The sequence below is a fragment of the Pseudomonas sp. NMI542_15 genome (genome assembly GCF_021283425.1).
Classification (GTDB): domain Bacteria; phylum Pseudomonadota; class Gammaproteobacteria; order Pseudomonadales; family Pseudomonadaceae; genus Aquipseudomonas; species Aquipseudomonas fortuita.
The window spans coordinates 56,936-73,470 of the sequence record NZ_JAJSRO010000015.1 but is presented as its reverse complement, the minus strand read 5'-3'; the positions used below and the strand labels follow the sequence as shown (position 1 = coordinate 73,470).

Below are 16,535 nucleotides of genomic sequence, written 5' to 3'. Positions count from 1 at the left end.
TCAGGCCTTGCCGGCCAGCGGTGCCTGCGCGCGTGCGCCCAACCGGCTCAGCCACACGGACGCCAGGATGATCGCACCGCCGATGAACAGCCGCCCCAGCGGCTCGTGCTGGTTCCAGATCAGCAGGTTCAGGAGCAACCCCACCGGCACATGCAGGTTGTTCATGACCGCCAGCGTGCCGCCAGAAACCATGCACGCGCCCTTGTTCCACCAGTACAGGCCCAGCGCCGTCGGGCACAGGCCCAGGAACAACAGCACCAGCCATTGCACATCGGTACTCGGCAGGTGCTGGGCATTGCCGAACAGCAGGAAGGCCGGCAGCACCACCAGCAAGGCGCCCAGGTAGAAGTAGCCAAAACGCGCGTAGTGCGGCAGGTCACTGGGGTTGCGCGCGACCAGGTGGCGGTACAGCACCTGGCCGGCGGCATAGGTGAAGTTGGCCAGTTGCAGCAGCAGGAACCCGATGAAAAACTCGCCGCTGATGCTGTCGAAGCGGATCACCGCGGCACCGGCTACCGCCACCAGCGCCGCCAGCAGTGCCCATGGGTTGAAACGCCGGTTCATGGCGTCTTCGATCAGCGTCACGTGCAACGGCGTGAGGATGGTGAACAGCAGCACCTCAGGCACCGTGAGTACGCGGAAGCTCAGGTACAGGCAGACGTAGGTGATGCCATACTGCAGTGCGCCGATCAGCAGCATCGAGCGCATGAAGCGCGGTTCGACCTGGCGCCAGCGGGTCAGCGGCAGGAACACCAGGCCGGCCAGCAGCACCCGTGCGAGCACGGCGAAGTAGCTGTCGACGTGCCCGGCCAGGTACTCGCCGATCAGGCTGAAGGAAAACGCCTGGATCAGCGCGACGATTATCAGGTAGCCCATGGTTGCCTCTCGTAATCAAGGCCGCGACCTTAGCGGGTTGCGCCGAATGAGTTCAACCATTCAGGTGCCTGTCATGGTTTTTTTGTTAGGGCATAAATCGAGCGCCGCCCGCGCGGCGCATCGCGAGCACTACAAAGCTCAGTAGAGTCACAAAAAAAGCCCGGCCATTGGCCGGGCAGTACACCCAAAGGAGCAAAAACAGGTGTCAGGGTTGGGAATTCAGTAAACCTCAGGCCACTGCCGCCAGCCTGGCCTTGGCCTGGTTGACGCCTTTCTCGTGGAATTCGCCACTCATGTTCAGGCCTTCGGCATGGATGAAGTCGACATCATGAATGCCGATGAACGCCATCACCTGGCGCAGGTACGGTTCCTGATGGTCGCTGGCGGCGCCCGCATGGATACCGCCACGGGCAGTCAGGACCACGGCGCGCTTGCCGGTCAGCAGGCCCTGCGGGCCGGTGGGGGTGTACTTGAAGGTGATGCCGGCACGCAATACGTGGTCCAGCCAAGCCTTGAGGGTGCTGGGGATGGTGAAGTTGTACATGGGCGCAGCCATCACCAGCACGTCGGCGGCCAGCAATTCATCAGTCAATTCATTGGAACGGGCCAGGGCCTCAAGTTCGGCGGCGCTGCGCTGTTCTTCCGGCTTCATCCACCCACCCAGCAGGTTGGCGTCCAGGTGCGGCACCGGGTTCACGGCCAGGTCACGCACAGTAATCTGATCAGCCGGGTGAGCGGCCTGCCATTGCTGGATGAAATCACGGGTCAGCTGACGAGAAACGGAATCCTGCTGGCGGGCGCTGCTTTCGATGATCAGTACGCGGGACATGGGTGCCTCCATCGGCGAAAAGGGTGCGATTCGATGGAGGTGAGATTAAGGCTTGACCTATCGATAAAAAAGCGTAAAAAGTGGGTTCAATCAATCGATTAATCAGTTTATTCCGGGCTGCAGTTCACGGCGATCCGTAGTTTGATGATCTGCCTGTTGAATTTGGCAGTGACATCCACGCTTTTACCGGCCGGCACGTTCACCCGGCGTACCCGCGGTGCCTCCGGGCCATTGCGGAAGGTCACCTTGCACGCCGCCGGCACTTGCCCATAGTTGTTGAGGGTAATGGCGCCGATGTCGTAGGCCGTGTCATAGGCGGTGTAGTCCAGCTTGACCCCGGTCAGTTCCTTTTCCACATCGATGGGATAGGCCATGGCCCCGAGGGGCAGGCACATCAGTATTGCCGCACAATATTTCTTCATGGGCCGCTCTCCTTGAAAGAGCGCAGCTTAGGACAACAGGAGCGAAAGATGAAAGCGCCGCGCGTAACCCTTGACCAGTGGCGAACCCTGCAAGCAGTGGTCGATCACGGCGGGTTTGCCCAGGCCGCCGAGGCACTGCACCGCTCGCAGTCCTCGGTCAGCTACACCGTGGCCCGCATGCAGGAACAACTGGGTGTGCCACTGCTGCGCATCGACGGCCGCAAGGCGGTGCTCACCGAGGCGGGCAACGTGTTGTTGCGTCGCTCTCGCCACCTGGTCAAGCAGGCCAGCCAGCTCGAAGACCTCGCCCACCATATGGAACAAGGCTGGGAAGCCGAGGTGCGCCTGGTGGTCGATGCCGCCTACCCCAGTGCCCGCCTGGTACGTGCCCTGGCCGCGTTCATGCCGCAAAGCCGCGGCTGCCGGGTGCGCCTGCGTGAAGAGGTGTTGTCTGGCGTAGAGGAAGTGATGCACGAAGGCATCGCCGACCTGGCCATCAGCAGCTACAGCATTGGCGGCTACCTGGGCGCCGAACTGAGCGCGGTGGAGTTCGTCGCCGTCGCCCACCCTGAACACAGCCTTCACCGGCTGGGCAGGGAACTCACCTTCCAGGACCTGGAAAGCCAGCTACAGGTGGTCATCCGCGACTCCGGCCGCGCGCAGCCACGCGACGTTGGCTGGCTGGGTGCAGAGCAGCGCTGGACGGTCGGCAGCCTGGGCACCGCCTCCACCTTTGTCAGCAGCGGCCTGGGCTTTGCCTGGCTGCCCCGACACATGATCGAGCGCGAACTGCGCGAAGGTGTGCTCAAACCATTGCCGCTGGATCAGGGTGGCAGCCGCCACCCACTGTTCTACCTTTATTCGAGCAAAGAGAAGACCCTGGGCCCGGCCACGCAGATTCTCATCGAGCTGCTGCGCAACTTCGACACCGCGCCACTGGACGTGCCCTTCGCAGCCCCCCCGCAAGCCTGAGAGGACCGCGCCCATGGCCTATTTCGAACACGAAGGATGCGCACTGCATTACGAGGAATATGGCCAGGGCGACCCGTTGGTGTTGCTGCACGGCCTGGGCTCCAGCTGCCAGGACTGGGAGTTGCAGGTGCCGGTGCTCAGCCGGCATTACCGGGTGATCCTCATGGACATCCGCGGCCACGGTCGCTCCGACAAACCGCGCGACGGCTACCACATAGCCACCTTCAGTGCCGACCTGCTGGCCCTGCTCGAACACCTGCACACGGGGCCCGTGCACTTCGTCGGCCTGTCGATGGGGGGTATGGTCGGCTTCCAGTTTGCCGTCGACCACCCGCAATGGCTGCGCAGCCTGTGCATCGTCAACAGCGCCCCCGAAGTCAAGCGCCGTACCCGCAGCGACTGGCTGTGGTGGCTCAAGCGCTGGGGCCTGGCACGCATCCTCAGTGTCGAAACTGTCGGCAAGGGCCTGGCCGAACGACTGTTCCCCAAGCCTCACCAGGCTGCCCTGCGGCAGAAGATGGCCCAACGCTGGGCGCGCAACGACAAGCGCGCCTACCTCAAGAGCTTCGACGCCATCGTCGACTGGGGCGTGCAGGAACGCATCGGCCGTATTCACTGTCCCAGTCTGGTCATCGCTGCCGACCACGATTACACCCCGATACAACTGAAACAGCGTTACGTTGCCTTGATGCCCAACGCCAGGCTGGTGGTCATCGACGATTCGCGGCACGCTACGCCCCTCGATCAACCCGAGGTCTTCAACCAGACCCTGCTGCAGTTCCTCGCAGCCGCTTCCACCTCTCAAGGATCTTTGAGCCCATGCTGAAAAAACTCCTGCTCACCGCCTGCTCGGTCGCCTTCGCCACCAGCGTCATGGCTTCCGACAAGACCCCGCACGTCATGCTGGACACCAGCTTCGGCCAGGTCGAAATCGAGCTGAACGCCGAGAAGGCGCCGATCAGTACCAAGAACTTCCTCGAGTACGTCGACAGCGGCTTCTACAACAACACCATTTTCCACCGAGTGATCCCCGGCTTCATGGTCCAGGGCGGCGGCTTTACTGACCAGATGGTACAGAAGAACACCAAGGACCCGATCAAGAACGAGGCCAGCAATGGCCTGCTGAACACCCGCGGCACCCTGTCGATGGCGCGCACCTCCAACCCGAACTCCGCCACCAGCCAGTTCTTCATCAACGTAGCCGACAACGATTTCCTTAACCCGGGGCGCGACGCCGGGTACGCCGTGTTCGGCAAGGTGACCAAGGGTATGGACGTGGTCGACCAGATCGTCAACTCGCAAACCACCACCAAAAAAGGCATGCGTGATGTACCGGCCGACCCGGTCTACATCAAGTCGGCCAAACGCATCGACTGACCGCAGGCTGCACAGGGACGTGCAACCGCCTGAGGGCCGGATGGAACAGGAGTGTCGTTACCCATGCTGTACCGTCGTTTTGAACAACTGATCGATATCTTTCGCGAAGCCCCCAGTGAATCGCCACCCACCAGCGTGTGGCCGTTCTACCTGTATTACCTGCGCCAGGTGTGGCCCAGCTTCCTCGCCCTGCTGGTGGTCGGCCTGTTCGCCTCGCTGATCGAGGTGGCGATGTTCAGCTACCTCAGCCGCATCATCGACCTGGCCCAGGGCACGCCGAATGTCAGCTTCTTCAGCGAGCACAGCGGTGAACTGATCTGGATGCTGGTGGTGATCCTGCTGCTGCGGCCGTTGTTTTTTGGCCTGCACGACCTGCTGGTACACCAGACCATCAACCCCGGCATGACCAGCCTGATCCGCTGGCAAAACCACACTTATGTGCTCAAGCAGAGCCTGAATTTCTTCCAGAGCGACTTCGCCGGGCGCATTGCCCAGCGCATCATGCAGACCGGCAACTCGCTGCGTGATTCTGCCGTGCAGGCGGTGGACGCGTTGTGGCATGTGCTGATCTATGCGATCACCTCGCTGGTGCTGTTTGCTGAAGCCGATTGGCGCCTGATGCTGCCGCTGCTGGTCTGGATCGCTGGCTACATCGCCGCGCTGTTCTACTTCGTGCCACGGGTCAAGGAACGTTCGGTGATCTCCTCCGACGCCCGCTCCAAGCTGATGGGGCGGATCGTCGACGGCTACACCAACATCGCGACGCTGAAGCTGTTCGCCCACACCGACTACGAGCAGCAGTACGCACGTGAGGCGATCCGCGAGCAAACCGAAAAAACCCAGCTGGCCTCGCGGGTAATTACCAGCATGGACGTGGTCATCACCACACTCAACGGCCTGCTGGTGGTTGCCACCACAGGCCTGGCGCTGTGGCTGTGGAGCCAGTCACTGATCACCGTTGGCGCCATCGCCCTGGCCACCGGCCTGGTGATCCGCATCGTCAACATGTCGGGCTGGATCATGTGGGTGGTCAACGGCATCTTCGAGAACATCGGCATGGTCCAGGACGGCCTGCAGACCATTGCCCAGCCGGTTACCGTCACCGACCCGCCCAACGCGCCGGCGCTCAAGGTCAGCCGCGGCGCGGTGCATTTCGATGATGTCGACTTCCACTATGGCAAGGCTGCCAATGTGATCGAAGGGCTCGACCTGAACATTCGCCCGGGCGAAAAAATCGGCCTGATCGGCCCGTCCGGCGCGGGCAAGTCGACGTTGGTCAACCTGCTGTTGCGCCTGTATGACGTGCAGGGCGGGCGCATCCTCATCGATGGCCAGGACATTGCCAAGGTGAGCCAGGCCAGCCTGCGCGCACAAATCGGCATGATCACCCAGGACACCTCGTTGCTGCACCGCTCGATCCGCGACAACCTGCTGTACGGCCGCCCCGATGCCAGCGAGGCGCAGTTGCACGAAGCGGTTCGCCGCGCCCGCGCCGACGAGTTCATCCCGCAACTGTCGGACGCCCAGGGGCGCACCGGTTTCGATGCCCATGTGGGTGAGCGCGGGGTCAAGTTGTCGGGCGGCCAACGCCAGCGTATCGCCATCGCCCGGGTGCTGTTGAAGAATGCACCGATCCTGATCATGGACGAAGCCACTTCGGCGCTGGACTCGGAGGTGGAGGCCGCCATTCAGGAGAGCCTGGAGACGCTGATGCAGGGCAAGACGGTGATTGCCATTGCCCACCGGCTGTCGACCATTGCCCGGATGGACCGGCTGGTGGTGCTGGACAAGGGCCGGATTGTCGAAAGTGGCAGCCATGCGCAGTTGCTAGAGCAACAAGGGTTGTATGCCCGGCTGTGGCATCACCAGACCGGGGGCTTTGTCGGGGCCGACTGATCTGCGCTACGGCGCGCTTCTTGTAGGAGCGGCCTTGTGCCGCGAAAGGGCTGCGCAGCAGCCCCAGGTTTCAGCTTCGCAGCAATAATTGCCGGGGCAGCTTTGCGGCCCTTTCGCGGCACAAGGCCGCTCCTACAGGGATCGCGCTGCAGCCGAAGACGCATCAGGCCCGGCGGTAGGGCAACATCCCCCTCGCCTCCTCGGCATACCCCCTCACCCCTTCGCGCTCCTGCAGCAGAAAATCCTCCACCGCCCGCCGCAACCCCGGGTGCAGCAGGTAATGCCAGGACCGCGTCAACACCGGCTCAAACCCGCGTATCAGCTTGTGCTCGCCCTGCGCTCCGGCATCGAAACGCTGGTAACCCTCGGCAATGGCAAAGTCCATGCCCTGGTAGAAACACGTTTCGAAATGCAGCCGGTCGAACTCATCCAGGCAGCCCCAGTAGCGGCCAAACAGGCTGTCGCCCCCCACCAGGCTCAAGGCCATCGCCACATCGCGCCCACCTTGACGGGCCATCACCACACGCAGCGCCTCGGGCATGCGTTCGGCCAGCAGGCTGAAAAAATCGCGCGTCAGGTAGGGGGCACGACGGCGCACCGCATAGGTGTTGGCATAGCACAGAAAGACGAAATCCCACTGTGCCTCGTCCAGTTCATCACCGCGGTACCAACGGAATTCGATGCCCTGCCCTGCCACCTGCTCTCGCTCCTTGCGCATCTGCTTGCGCTTGCGAGAGCTCAGGCTGTCGAGAAAGTCCTGGAAGTCGCGATACCCCCGGTTTTGCCAGTGGAACTGGCAACCCAAGCGTTCCATCCACCCAGGCAGGCCGGCCAACTGCGCGTCCAGCGCCGGGTCGGTGAAGTTGATGTGCGCACCTGAAAGCCCACCCTTGCCCAGATACTCCGGCAAGGCCTGCAGCATCAGCAAGCCGTCAGCCGGATCGGCCGCCAGCAGCCGTGGGCCGCTGACCGGGCTGAACGGCACAGCGCCGAGCAGTTTTGGGTAGTAGGCGATGCCAGCCCGCTCACAGGCCTCCGCCCAACCATGATCGAACACATACTCGCCAAACGAGTGCCATTTGCGATATGCCGGCAACAGTGCCCGTACCTGCCCGTCACGCTCCAGCACCAGGTGCTCGGCGGCCCAGCCGGTATTTCGCTGCACGCTGCCGCTGTCTTCCATCGCGCTGAGGAAGGCATGGCGCAGGAACGGTTGGCCCGCCGGCACCAGGGCATCCCAGGTGGCCGCCGGAAGATCACGCAAATGGGCAAGGCTATACAGGCTGGTCACGGTTTCGGCTCGCTGTCTGAAGGCCCTCAGTATCCCCAAGGATGGCCCGGCACTCAAATGACGAAAGCCAGGCTGATCCTTTTACTCTCAATTACTTAACAACAGTGCCACTAATTAGACATTAATCTGTCATTGGCCCCCGCAATACTTGCGCCTGTTTTCCGGAACCCCAGAACCTGTCTATTCAGGCCCTTTCCGAAGACATGCCAACGCAGGGGCAGGCGCTTGAGCCTCCCCCATTTTTTTCAGTAGGGAGAACCTTATGCGTCTTGTTTCTACACTTACCGGAGTGAGCCTCACCGGCATGATGCTGGCTCTGAGCGCCCCGGCCAGTGCTGCTGTCGACGCCAAGCTGCTCGAAATGCTCCGCGCCAATGGCTCGATCAACCAGGCGCAGTACAACGAACTGCAGGGCGACCTGGCAAAAGAAACCAAGGAAAAGGCCGACCAGAAAGCTCAGTCCGAACGTATGAGCTCCTTTGAACAAAAAGTGGCATGGGCCGCCAAGACCCAGATCAAGGGTGATGTGCGCCTGCGTTACGAAGACGTCAACGTTGACAACCCGATCTCCCGTAGCGGCAACCAGGACCGTGAGCGCGTGCGTGCCCGTGTCGGTTTCTACAGCGAGATCAACCCGCAGGTCGACGCTGGCGTGCGTGTGGCCACCGGTAGCAGCGCCGATGCTCGCTCGACCAACCAAAGCCTGGACAACTATTTCGAGAAGAAATCGCTGTGGGTCGACCTGGCCTACCTCGACTGGCATCCGACTGCCGTGCCAAACCTGCACCTGATCGGCGGCAAGATGATGCAGCCATGGGTGAGCATGGGCGACATTATCTGGGACAGCGACATCAACCCTGAAGGCGTGGCGGCTACCTACAAGACCAACCTCGGCCCCGCCGAAGTGTTCGGCAGCATCGGCCACTACAACCTGAAAGACAACGTAGACGGCGACGGCGTGCAGTACAAGCACGACGCGCAGCTGTACGCGGCCCAGCTGGGTACCAAGTTCAACGCGGCTGACACCGTCAAGGTTACCGTGGGCGGCAGCATTTACGGCTACGACAACGACAAGGCCTCGGCTGCCCTGGCTTCGCTGGGCAACACCACCAACGAGTTCCAACTGGTGGAAGGTTTTGGCCAGGTCGACTTCACCGGCTTCGCCATCCCGCTGTCGGCTTACGGCCAGTTCGTCAAGAACACCGAAAGCACCGACGGCAAGGACAAGGCCTGGCTGGCCGGCCTGAAGAGCAAGATCGGCGCCTGGAGCCTGGACTACAACTACCGCGACGTACAGCGTAACGGTGTAGTGAGCCTGTTCACCGACTCTGACTTCGGTAACGGCTTCACCGGTTCCCGTGGCCACAAGTTCAAGGTGGGTTACGAAATCGACAAGAACTTTGCGCTGGGCGCGGCCTACATGATGGCCAAGACCGACTACTCCAACCTGCCGAACAGCGATGCTGACGTAGACACCCTGCAGGTGGACCTGGAAGCCAAATTCTAAGCATCACCCTCTCTGCTTCAAGCTGAAGCGGGAAACGCCGACCCCATCCGGCGTTTCCCGTTTTTTTTGCCTGTGAAATTGTAGGGGGCTGCTTCGCAGCCCATTCGCGGCACAAGGCCGCTCCTACAATGGGACGCGATCCCTTGTAGGAGCGGCCTTGTGCCGCGAATGGGCCGCAAAGCGGCCCCCGGCTATCTCGGATCAGACCAGGCAATCAGCGCTTGCGCAAGATCACGCTACCAATCGAATACCCCGCACCAAACGAGCTCAACACGCCCAGCGAGCCCTTGGCCAAGTCATCCTGGTACAAGTGGAAGGCAATCACCGAACCCGCCGAACTGGTGTTGGCATAACGGTCGAGAATCACCGGTGCATCTTCCTCGGCCACTTCACGCCCCAGCAGCTTCTTGACGATCAGGTGGTTCATGCTGAGGTTCGCCTGGTGCAGCCAGAAGCGCTTGACGTCGCTCGGTTGCAGGCCGTTTTCCTGCAGGTGCTCACCGATCAGCTCGGCCACTTTTGGGCACACCTCGCGGAACACCTTGCGGCCTTCCTGGATGAACAGTTTGTCTGCCGCACCTTCACCCTCTTCCGCCGCACGGTTGAGGAAGCCGAAGTTGTTGCGGATGTTGTTGGAAAACTCGGTCCACAACTTGCTGCTGACGATGTCGAACTGGTGCGCCGAGGTGGCCTGGTCGGCACGCTCGATCAGCACCGCCGTGGCGGCATCACCGAAAATGAAGTGGCTGTCACGGTCACGGAAGTTCAGGTGGCCGGTGCACACCTCCGGGTTGACCATCAGCACCGCGCGCGCCTGGCCCAGGGCCACGCTGTTGGCGGCGGTCTGGATGCCGAAGGTGGCCGACGAGCAGGCCACGTTCATGTCGAAGGCAAAGCCCTGGATGCCCAGCGCCTGTTGTACTTCGATAGCAATGGCCGGGTATGGGCGCTGCAAGTTGGAGCATGCGACGATTACCCCATCGACATCGGCAGCGGTGCGGCCGGCGCGCTCCAGGGCCTGGCGGGCAGCGGCGACGGCCATTTCGCAGAGCACCGACGGCTCGTCGTTGGAACGCTCTGGCAGGCGTGGCTTCATGCGCTGCGGGTCGAGGATGCCGGCCTTGTCCATGACAAAGCGGCTCTTGATGCCCGAAGCCTTTTCGATGAACGCCGCGTCGGACAGCGGCGCCGCTTCGACCTCACCGCGCTCGATGGCAGCGGCGTTGTCCTGGTTGAACTGCTGCGACCAGGCGTTGAAGGAGGCCACCAGTTCTTCGTTGGAAATGCTCTGGGCCGGGGTATACAGGCCGGTGCCGCTGATCACGACGTTATGCACGGTCGTTCCTCTGGTCAAAGGCCATCGCCACGGGGCGCTGGCTGGAAACATGACAGATTAATGGCACTTTAGTACCAATTTTGGGGCGTACGCTCACCCCTGTGGAAGCGGGCGCGCCCGCGAAGGGCCGCAAGCGGCCCCAAACTCCCCAAAGTTTGCCACAAATAAGGGAGGTTAGCCTTCCACCTGGCTCCATTGTTTGCTCAATCTTTTGTCGGAAATCGGCACTTTGGTTCCCAGTTGCTGGGCAAACAACGACACCCGGTACTCCTCCAGCCACCAACGGTACAACGCCAGTTGCTCATCACGCTTGCCTTCTTGGGCATGCTTGTCGGCACGGGCCTTGTACTGCGCCCACAGGTTGGCCAGCTCGCCGGACCAGACCCGGTCTTTCTGCACTTGCGAACCCAGCTTCTCCAGGCGCAGTTCCACCGCCTTGAGGTAACGTGGCAGCTCCTTGAACCAGGCCGCGGGTGTTTCGCGCACAAAGCCCGGGTACACCAGGTTACCCAGCTGCTGCTTGATGTCGTTCAGCGCCACCGCCTGGCTCAGGTCGATCTTGCCCTTGAAGCGCTTCTGCAACCCATGCCACAGCTTCAGCACTTCCAGGGTTTGCCGCGCCAGGCGCTCGGCATGCTCAGCCCAGCTGCCGCGCTTGCGCTCTGCCAGCCCGGCCAAGGCCGCACCATCACGCGGCAGCGGTTGTTCGCCTTCAAGGATGCAGGTGTCCAGGCTGGCCAGCAGAATGTCTTCGACCAGCGCTTCGACCCGACCCAGTTCACGGTACAGCAGGCCCAACTCGGTCAGCCCCGGCAACTTGCCGCGCAAGAACTTGGCCGGCTCGGCCAGTTGCTGCAGCAATAGCCGTTGCAACGCACGGCGGTGCTGGAACTCGGCTTCGGCCTGGGTCGAGAAACGCCCTTCGCGCACGGTGCCGTTGTCTTCGACCAGTGCCGGGTACACGGTCATCGACAGGCCGGCAATCTTCTGCTGGGCGGTCTGTTTCACTTCGCTGAAGGCTTTGGCCTGCACCGGCTGTTCGCTTTTGGCATCACGCGGCACCGCCAGCGCTGCCTGACTGGCAGCGGCAAAGCGTGCAGTCAGCTCGGCCAGGTCGCGGCCTTCGCCAAGGAACTTGCCTTGGCCATCGACCACTTCGATGTTCATCCGCAGGTGGCCTTCGACCAGCTTGACCGATTCGTCCCAGGCCTCATCGGACACCCGTGCACCGGTCATGCGCAACAGCTCCTGGCCCAGGGCCTGCGGCAGCGCCCCTTGACCGAAAGTCATGCGCGCCAGCGAGGCCTTGACGAAGTCCGGCACCGGCACGAAGTTCTTGCGCAGCGCCTTGGGCAGATTGCGCACCAGCGCCACGCACTTGGCCTCCAGCAGGCCTGGCACCAGCCATTCCAGGCGCTCGCCGGGCAGGCTTGGCAGCAGCGGTGCCGGCACCCGCACGGTCACGCCGTCACGCGGGTGGCCTGGTTCGAAGTGGTAGGTCAACGGCAGGCGCAGTTCACCGACTTGCAGGCTGTCCGGGTACTGCGCAGCGGTGACTTCGCTGGCCTCACGGGCCAACACGTCTTCCTCGCGCATGATCAGCAGGTTCGGGTCCTTCTGGCTGGTCATGCGGTACCAGGCATCGAAGGTCGCGGTCTGGTGGATCTCCGCCGGCAAGCGCGCTTCGTAAAAGGCGTAGAGGGTTTCTTCGTCGGCGAGAATGTCGCGCCGACGAGCCTTGGCCTCCAGCTCGTCGAGTTCTTCGAGCAGGCGTTTGTTTGCCGCCAGGCACTTGGCCCGCGACTGGATTTCACCGCCAACCAGGCCCTCGCGAATGAACAGCTCACGCGAGGTCACCGGGTCGATCGGGCCGAAGTGTACCGGCCGGCGGCCGACCAGGATCAGGCCATAGAGGGTGATCTGCTCATAGGCCACCACCTGCCCACGCTTCTTTTCCCAGTGCGGTTCGAAGTGATTCTTCTTGATCAGGTGGGTCGCCAGCGGCTCGATCCAGTCAGGCTCGATCTTGGCGACCATACGCGCATACAGCTTGGTGGTTTCCACCAGTTCCGCGGCCATTACCCACTGCGGGCGCTTGCGGCCAATGCCGGAAGACGGATGCACCCAGAAGCGCCGCTGGCGGGCGCCCTGGTAATCGCCCTCTTCGGTTTTCTGGCCAATCTGGCTAAGCAGGCCGCTAAGGATGGCCTTATGCACCTTCTGGTAGTCAGACGGCTCCTTGTTGACCACCAGCTGCAGCTCGCGGCAGATCAACGACAACTGGCGATGGGCATCGCGCCACTCGCGCAAGCGCAGGTAGTTGAGGAAATTCTTGCGGCACCAGTTGCGCAACGGGCTGGCAGTCAGGGCCTGGCGTTGCTCTTCGAAACCCCGCCACAAATTGACCAGTGCGGCAAAGTCGGTATCAGCGTCCTTCCACTGCGCATGCGCCTGATCAGCAGCCTGCTGGCGCTCCGGCGGGCGCTCGCGTGGGTCTTGCACCGACAGCGCACTGGCAACGATCAGCACTTCCTGCAGGCTGCCCTGGCGTGCGCCTTCAAGCAGCATGCGGCCCAGCCGCGGGTCGACCGGCAGACGTGCCAGTTGGCGGCCGATGGGGGTCAGCTGGTTCTCGCGGTTGACCGCCGACAGCTCCTGCAGCAGGTTGAAGCCGTCGCTGATGGCCTTGCCATCCGGTGGCTCGATGAACGGGAAGGCATCGATCGCACCCAGGCGCAAATGCAGCATCTGCAGAATCACCGCCGCCAGGTTGGTGCGCAAGATCTCCGGGTCGGTGAACGCGGGCCGGCTGTTGAAATCTTCTTCGCTGTAAAGCCGTACGCAGATGCCTGGCTCTACCCGGCCGCAGCGGCCTTTACGCTGGTTGGCACTGGCCTGGGACACCGCCTCGATAGGCAGGCGCTGTACCTTGGCGCGGTAGCTGTAGCGGCTGATGCGCGCCGTGCCGGTGTCGATCACGTAGCGGATACCAGGTACCGTCAGCGAGGTTTCGGCAACGTTGGTGGCCAGCACCACGCGCCGCCCGGTGTGCGGCTGGAAGATGCGCTGTTGCTCCGCTGGCGACAGGCGCGCGTACAGCGGCAGAATCTCGGTGTGGCGCAGTTGCGCCTTGCGCAGGATCTCGGCGGCATCGCGGATTTCCCGCTCGCCCGGCAGGAAGATCAGCACATCGCCCGGCCCCTTGCCCTCACTGCGCTCATGGTGCGAAAGCTCATCCAGGGTCGCGAGGATGGCCTGGTCGACGGTGAGGTCATCCTCGATCTGGTTGCCTTCCTCGTCCTGCTCGCTGGTCAGCGGGCGGTACCAGGTTTCCACCGGGAAAGTGCGCCCGGACACCTCGATGATGGGCGCGTCGTCGAAGTGCTTGGAAAAACGCTCCAGGTCGATAGTCGCCGAGGTAATGATCAGCTTCAGGTCCGGCCGGCGATGCAGCAGGGTCTTCAGGTAGCCGAGCAGGAAGTCGATGTTCAGGCTGCGCTCATGGGCTTCGTCGACAATGATGGTGTCGTAACGCTCCAGGAGGCGGTCGTGCTGGGTTTCGGCCAGCAGGATACCGTCGGTCATCAGCTTGACCAGGGTATTGGAGTCGCTCTGGTCTTCGAAACGCACCTGGTAGCCAACCAGCCCGCCCAGGGGCGTGCCCAGCTCTTCGGCAACCCGCGCCGCCACGCTGCGCGCCGCGATCCGGCGCGGCTGGGTGTGGGCAATAAGGCCATGGCTGCCACGGCCCAGCTCCAGGCAGATTTTCGGCAGCTGGGTGGTCTTGCCCGAACCGGTTTCGCCGGCGATCACCAGCACCTGGTGCTCGGCCAGGGCCTTCTTTATTTCGTCACGTTTGGCGGCGATCGGCAGGTTGTCGTCGTAACGCACGGTCGGCACACTCTGCTGGCGCGCGGTGACCTGAGCGCAGGAGGCCTGGACCTTTTCCACCCACTGCGCCAGTTTCGCCTCGTCGGGGCGCTTGCGCAGTTCGTGCAGTTGCCGCCGCAGGCGATGGCGGTCGGCGATCATGGCGTGGTCGAGGTTTTGCAGCAGTTTGTCGATGGCGTGGTCAGTCATGGGGCTTTTTAGTGATGCAGGTGAGCCTGCTTTTTCATGATCGGCATTCGAAGGATGCGCGATTGTCGCAGATTTGAGCCTACTTTGCTGTCCAGGCTGGCACGGTCCCTGTAGGAGCGGCCTTGTGCCGCGATGGGCTGCGGCAGCAGCCCCAAGACCTGCGCCTCAGCACACAGTGCCGGGGCTGCTGCCGCAGCCCATCGCGGCACAAGGCCGCTCCTGCAGGGATCGTATGGCGGCTGAAAGTTTAGCAAGGGCATATGTGAAGGTTGCCATTCACTGCTTTAATCAACCTTACGCCGCATGTGAGTATCAAAGGCATGACTCCCGTCCAGCCCATCGCGCCACCGTCTTCCCGCCCTTCCCTCCCGAAGGCCCGGAGCCGTGCCGGGGAAAATCCGCTGGTCCACATCATCCTCGCCTTCTGGGCCCTGTGGCACTGCCGCCACGCGCGCCCACCGGACACTTCGCTCACGCCATTGTGAACAAACCCGGCCAGCGTCTGGCCATTTGACTCAACTGGGCCGCCTGCTTGTGCGGTGGCCCTGTGCGCACGTGAGCGAATCAATCATGCACTTTGCACCCGTAGAGCAGGCTGCCCGTTTTCTGGCCGACAACCCCGATATCGAGCTGTTCGAATTGTTCATCCTTGACGCCAACGGCGTGCCGCGCGGCAAGCTGTTGCACCGCGAGGAACTGCTGGCCGTGTACCAGACCGGCCGGCCGCTGCCCAGCACCATCCTCGGCCTGACCCTGAACGGCGACGACGTAGAAAACTCGGGCCTGGTCTGGGACGTGGGCGACATCGACTGCCGCGCCTACCCGCTCGAAGGCAGCCTGGTGCGCTTGCCCTGGCGCCGGGTACCCACTGCTGCGGTACAGGTCAGCATGCACCCGAGCGAAGGCCTGCCGGCCAGCGTGGCCGACCCGCGTCATGTGCTGCTGCGCACCATCGAAGCGCTGAAAGCCGACGGCTATCACCCGGTGATGGCCTGCGAGCTGGAGTTCTACCTGCTCGACCAGCAACGCGACGCCCAGGGCCGCCCGCAACCGGCGCTGGACAACGATGGTGGCCGCCCGCGCACCACCCAGGTCTATGGCCTGCGTGAACTGGAGCAGATCGAACCGTTCCTCGCCGACCTGTACGCGGCCTGCAAGGCTCAGGGCATTCCGGCGCGTACCGCTATTTCGGAATACGCACCCGGCCAGGTGGAAATCACCCTGGAGCACGGCGACGCCCTGCAGGCGATGGACCAGGCCGTGCGCTACAAGCGGCTGGTGAAAGGCGTGGCCCACGCCCACGGCATGCAGGCCTGCTTCATGGCCAAACCGTTTGCCAACCTGGCCGGTACCGGCATGCACATGCACCTGAGCCTGGCGGACAGCGCGGGCAACAACCTGTTCGCCAGCGAAGACAAAGCCGGCACCCCGCTGCTGCGTCAGGCCGTGGCCGGCATGCTGCGCCACCTGCGCGATTCGCTGCTGCTGTTCTGCCCCAACGCCAACTCGTTCCGCCGCTTCCAGGCCAACAGCTATGCGCCGCTGGCGCCGACCTGGGGCGTGGACAACCGCACCGTGAGCCTGCGTGTACCCGGCGGCCCGGCCAACAGCCGGCATGTGGAGCACCGCATTTGCGGCGCCGACGCCAACCCCTACCTGGCCGCAGCGGCTATTCTCGCCGCCAGCCACCGGGGCATCCGCGAACAGCTGGACCCGGGCGCACCGGTGGAAGGCAACGGCTATGCCCAGGCCACCGAACACCTGCCCACCGACTGGCTGACTGCCCTCGACGCCCTGCAACATTCCCATTGGGCCCGCGAAGCATTGGGCGAAGACTTCCTTGGCGTGTACCTGAAGGTCAAACGCGCCGAGTACCGCCAGTTCATGGCCGAAGTCAGCGAGCAGGACTGGCGCTGGTACCTGCACCAGGCCTGAGCCCCTACATAACA

Annotated in this window: 12 protein-coding genes; 6 read left to right on the top strand and 6 right to left on the bottom strand. The window is 62.9% G+C overall.

Annotated features, from left to right (window positions below; genetic code table 11):
* The 3 genes from LU684_RS20280 to LU684_RS20270 all read right to left on the bottom strand — a co-directional run bounded on the left by LU684_RS20280 (nt 1) and on the right by LU684_RS20270 (nt 2,127).
* Nucleotides 1-876 (bottom strand): carboxylate/amino acid/amine transporter, encoded by an 876-nt coding sequence (locus LU684_RS20280; protein WP_016488548.1) that lies wholly within the window; start codon nt 874-876, stop codon nt 1-3.
* 229 nt (nt 877-1,105) lie between these two features.
* Complete coding sequence (locus LU684_RS20275; protein WP_232894974.1) at nt 1,106-1,705, bottom strand: FMN-dependent NADH-azoreductase; 600 nt, start codon at nt 1,703-1,705, stop codon at nt 1,106-1,108.
* A gap of 107 nt (nt 1,706-1,812) precedes the next feature.
* Complete coding sequence (locus tag LU684_RS20270) at nt 1,813-2,127, bottom strand: hypothetical protein (protein ID WP_031311949.1); 315 nt, start codon at nt 2,125-2,127, stop codon at nt 1,813-1,815.
* A gap of 48 nt (nt 2,128-2,175) precedes the next feature.
* Here LU684_RS20270 and LU684_RS20265 point away from each other — a divergent pair, with 48 nt between their 5' ends.
* The 4 genes from LU684_RS20265 to LU684_RS20250 all read left to right on the top strand — a co-directional run bounded on the left by LU684_RS20265 (nt 2,176) and on the right by LU684_RS20250 (nt 6,372).
* On the top strand, nt 2,176-3,099 hold the full coding sequence (locus tag LU684_RS20265) for a LysR family transcriptional regulator (protein WP_016488550.1): 924 nt from the start codon (nt 2,176-2,178) through the stop codon (nt 3,097-3,099).
* Nucleotides 3,100-3,112: 13 nt separating this feature from the next.
* Entirely contained in the window at nt 3,113-3,925 is an 813-nt protein-coding gene (locus LU684_RS20260; RefSeq protein ID WP_060519163.1) for an alpha/beta fold hydrolase, read from the top strand.
* Nucleotides 3,919-4,476: a peptidylprolyl isomerase A gene (locus LU684_RS20255; protein ID WP_016488552.1), complete on the top strand. Its 558-nt coding sequence runs from the start codon at nt 3,919-3,921 to the stop codon at nt 4,474-4,476. The genes LU684_RS20260 and LU684_RS20255 overlap by 7 nt, the downstream gene beginning before the upstream one ends.
* 63 nt (nt 4,477-4,539) lie before the next feature.
* On the top strand, nt 4,540-6,372 hold the full coding sequence (locus LU684_RS20250) for an ABC transporter ATP-binding protein (RefSeq protein ID WP_232894972.1): 1,833 nt from the start codon (nt 4,540-4,542) through the stop codon (nt 6,370-6,372).
* Between the two features lie 163 nt (nt 6,373-6,535).
* Here the strand turns inward: LU684_RS20250 and LU684_RS20245 are convergent, their stop codons facing one another.
* On the bottom strand, nt 6,536-7,663 hold the full coding sequence (locus LU684_RS20245) for a GNAT family N-acetyltransferase (RefSeq protein WP_016488554.1): 1,128 nt from the start codon (nt 7,661-7,663) through the stop codon (nt 6,536-6,538).
* A gap of 262 nt (nt 7,664-7,925) precedes the next feature.
* Here LU684_RS20245 and LU684_RS20240 point away from each other — a divergent pair, with 262 nt between their 5' ends.
* Complete coding sequence (locus LU684_RS20240; protein WP_016488555.1) at nt 7,926-9,170, top strand: putative porin; 1,245 nt, start codon at nt 7,926-7,928, stop codon at nt 9,168-9,170.
* A 214-nt stretch (nt 9,171-9,384) separates the two neighbouring features.
* Here the strand turns inward: LU684_RS20240 and LU684_RS20235 are convergent, their stop codons facing one another.
* Together LU684_RS20235 and hrpA are read right to left on the bottom strand one after the other, a co-directional pair.
* The gene (locus LU684_RS20235) at nt 9,385-10,506 is read right to left on the bottom strand and encodes a beta-ketoacyl-ACP synthase III (protein ID WP_016488556.1); all 1,122 of its coding nucleotides are present in this window, start codon (nt 10,504-10,506) and stop codon (nt 9,385-9,387) included.
* Nucleotides 10,507-10,680: 174 nt separating this feature from the next.
* Nucleotides 10,681-14,586 (bottom strand): ATP-dependent RNA helicase HrpA, encoded by a 3,906-nt coding sequence (gene hrpA / locus LU684_RS20230; RefSeq protein WP_060519169.1) that lies wholly within the window; start codon nt 14,584-14,586, stop codon nt 10,681-10,683.
* 570 nt (nt 14,587-15,156) lie between these two features.
* Here hrpA and LU684_RS20225 point away from each other — a divergent pair.
* Nucleotides 15,157-16,521, top strand: a complete 1,365-nt coding sequence (locus LU684_RS20225) for a glutamine synthetase family protein (RefSeq protein ID WP_016488558.1) — start codon at nt 15,157-15,159, stop codon at nt 16,519-16,521.
* The last annotated feature ends 14 nt before the right edge of the window (nt 16,522-16,535 follow it).

Coding starts and splice junctions, on each gene's coding strand:
- LU684_RS20280 (WP_016488548.1), bottom strand. CDS start 876: ATGGGCTACCTGATAATCGTCGCGCTGATCCAGGCGTTTTCCTTCAGC.
- LU684_RS20275 (WP_232894974.1), bottom strand. CDS start 1,705: ATGTCCCGCGTACTGATCATCGAAAGCAGCGCCCGCCAGCAGGATTCC.
- LU684_RS20270 (WP_031311949.1), bottom strand. CDS start 2,127: ATGAAGAAATATTGTGCGGCAATACTGATGTGCCTGCCCCTCGGGGCC.
- LU684_RS20265 (WP_016488550.1), top strand. CDS start 2,176: ATGAAAGCGCCGCGCGTAACCCTTGACCAGTGGCGAACCCTGCAAGCA.
- LU684_RS20260 (WP_060519163.1), top strand. CDS start 3,113: ATGGCCTATTTCGAACACGAAGGATGCGCACTGCATTACGAGGAATAT.
- LU684_RS20255 (WP_016488552.1), top strand. CDS start 3,919: ATGCTGAAAAAACTCCTGCTCACCGCCTGCTCGGTCGCCTTCGCCACC.
- LU684_RS20250 (WP_232894972.1), top strand. CDS start 4,540: ATGCTGTACCGTCGTTTTGAACAACTGATCGATATCTTTCGCGAAGCC.
- LU684_RS20240 (WP_016488555.1), top strand. CDS start 7,926: ATGCGTCTTGTTTCTACACTTACCGGAGTGAGCCTCACCGGCATGATG.
- hrpA (WP_060519169.1), bottom strand. CDS start 14,586: ATGACTGACCACGCCATCGACAAACTGCTGCAAAACCTCGACCACGCC.
- LU684_RS20225 (WP_016488558.1), top strand. CDS start 15,157: ATGCACTTTGCACCCGTAGAGCAGGCTGCCCGTTTTCTGGCCGACAAC.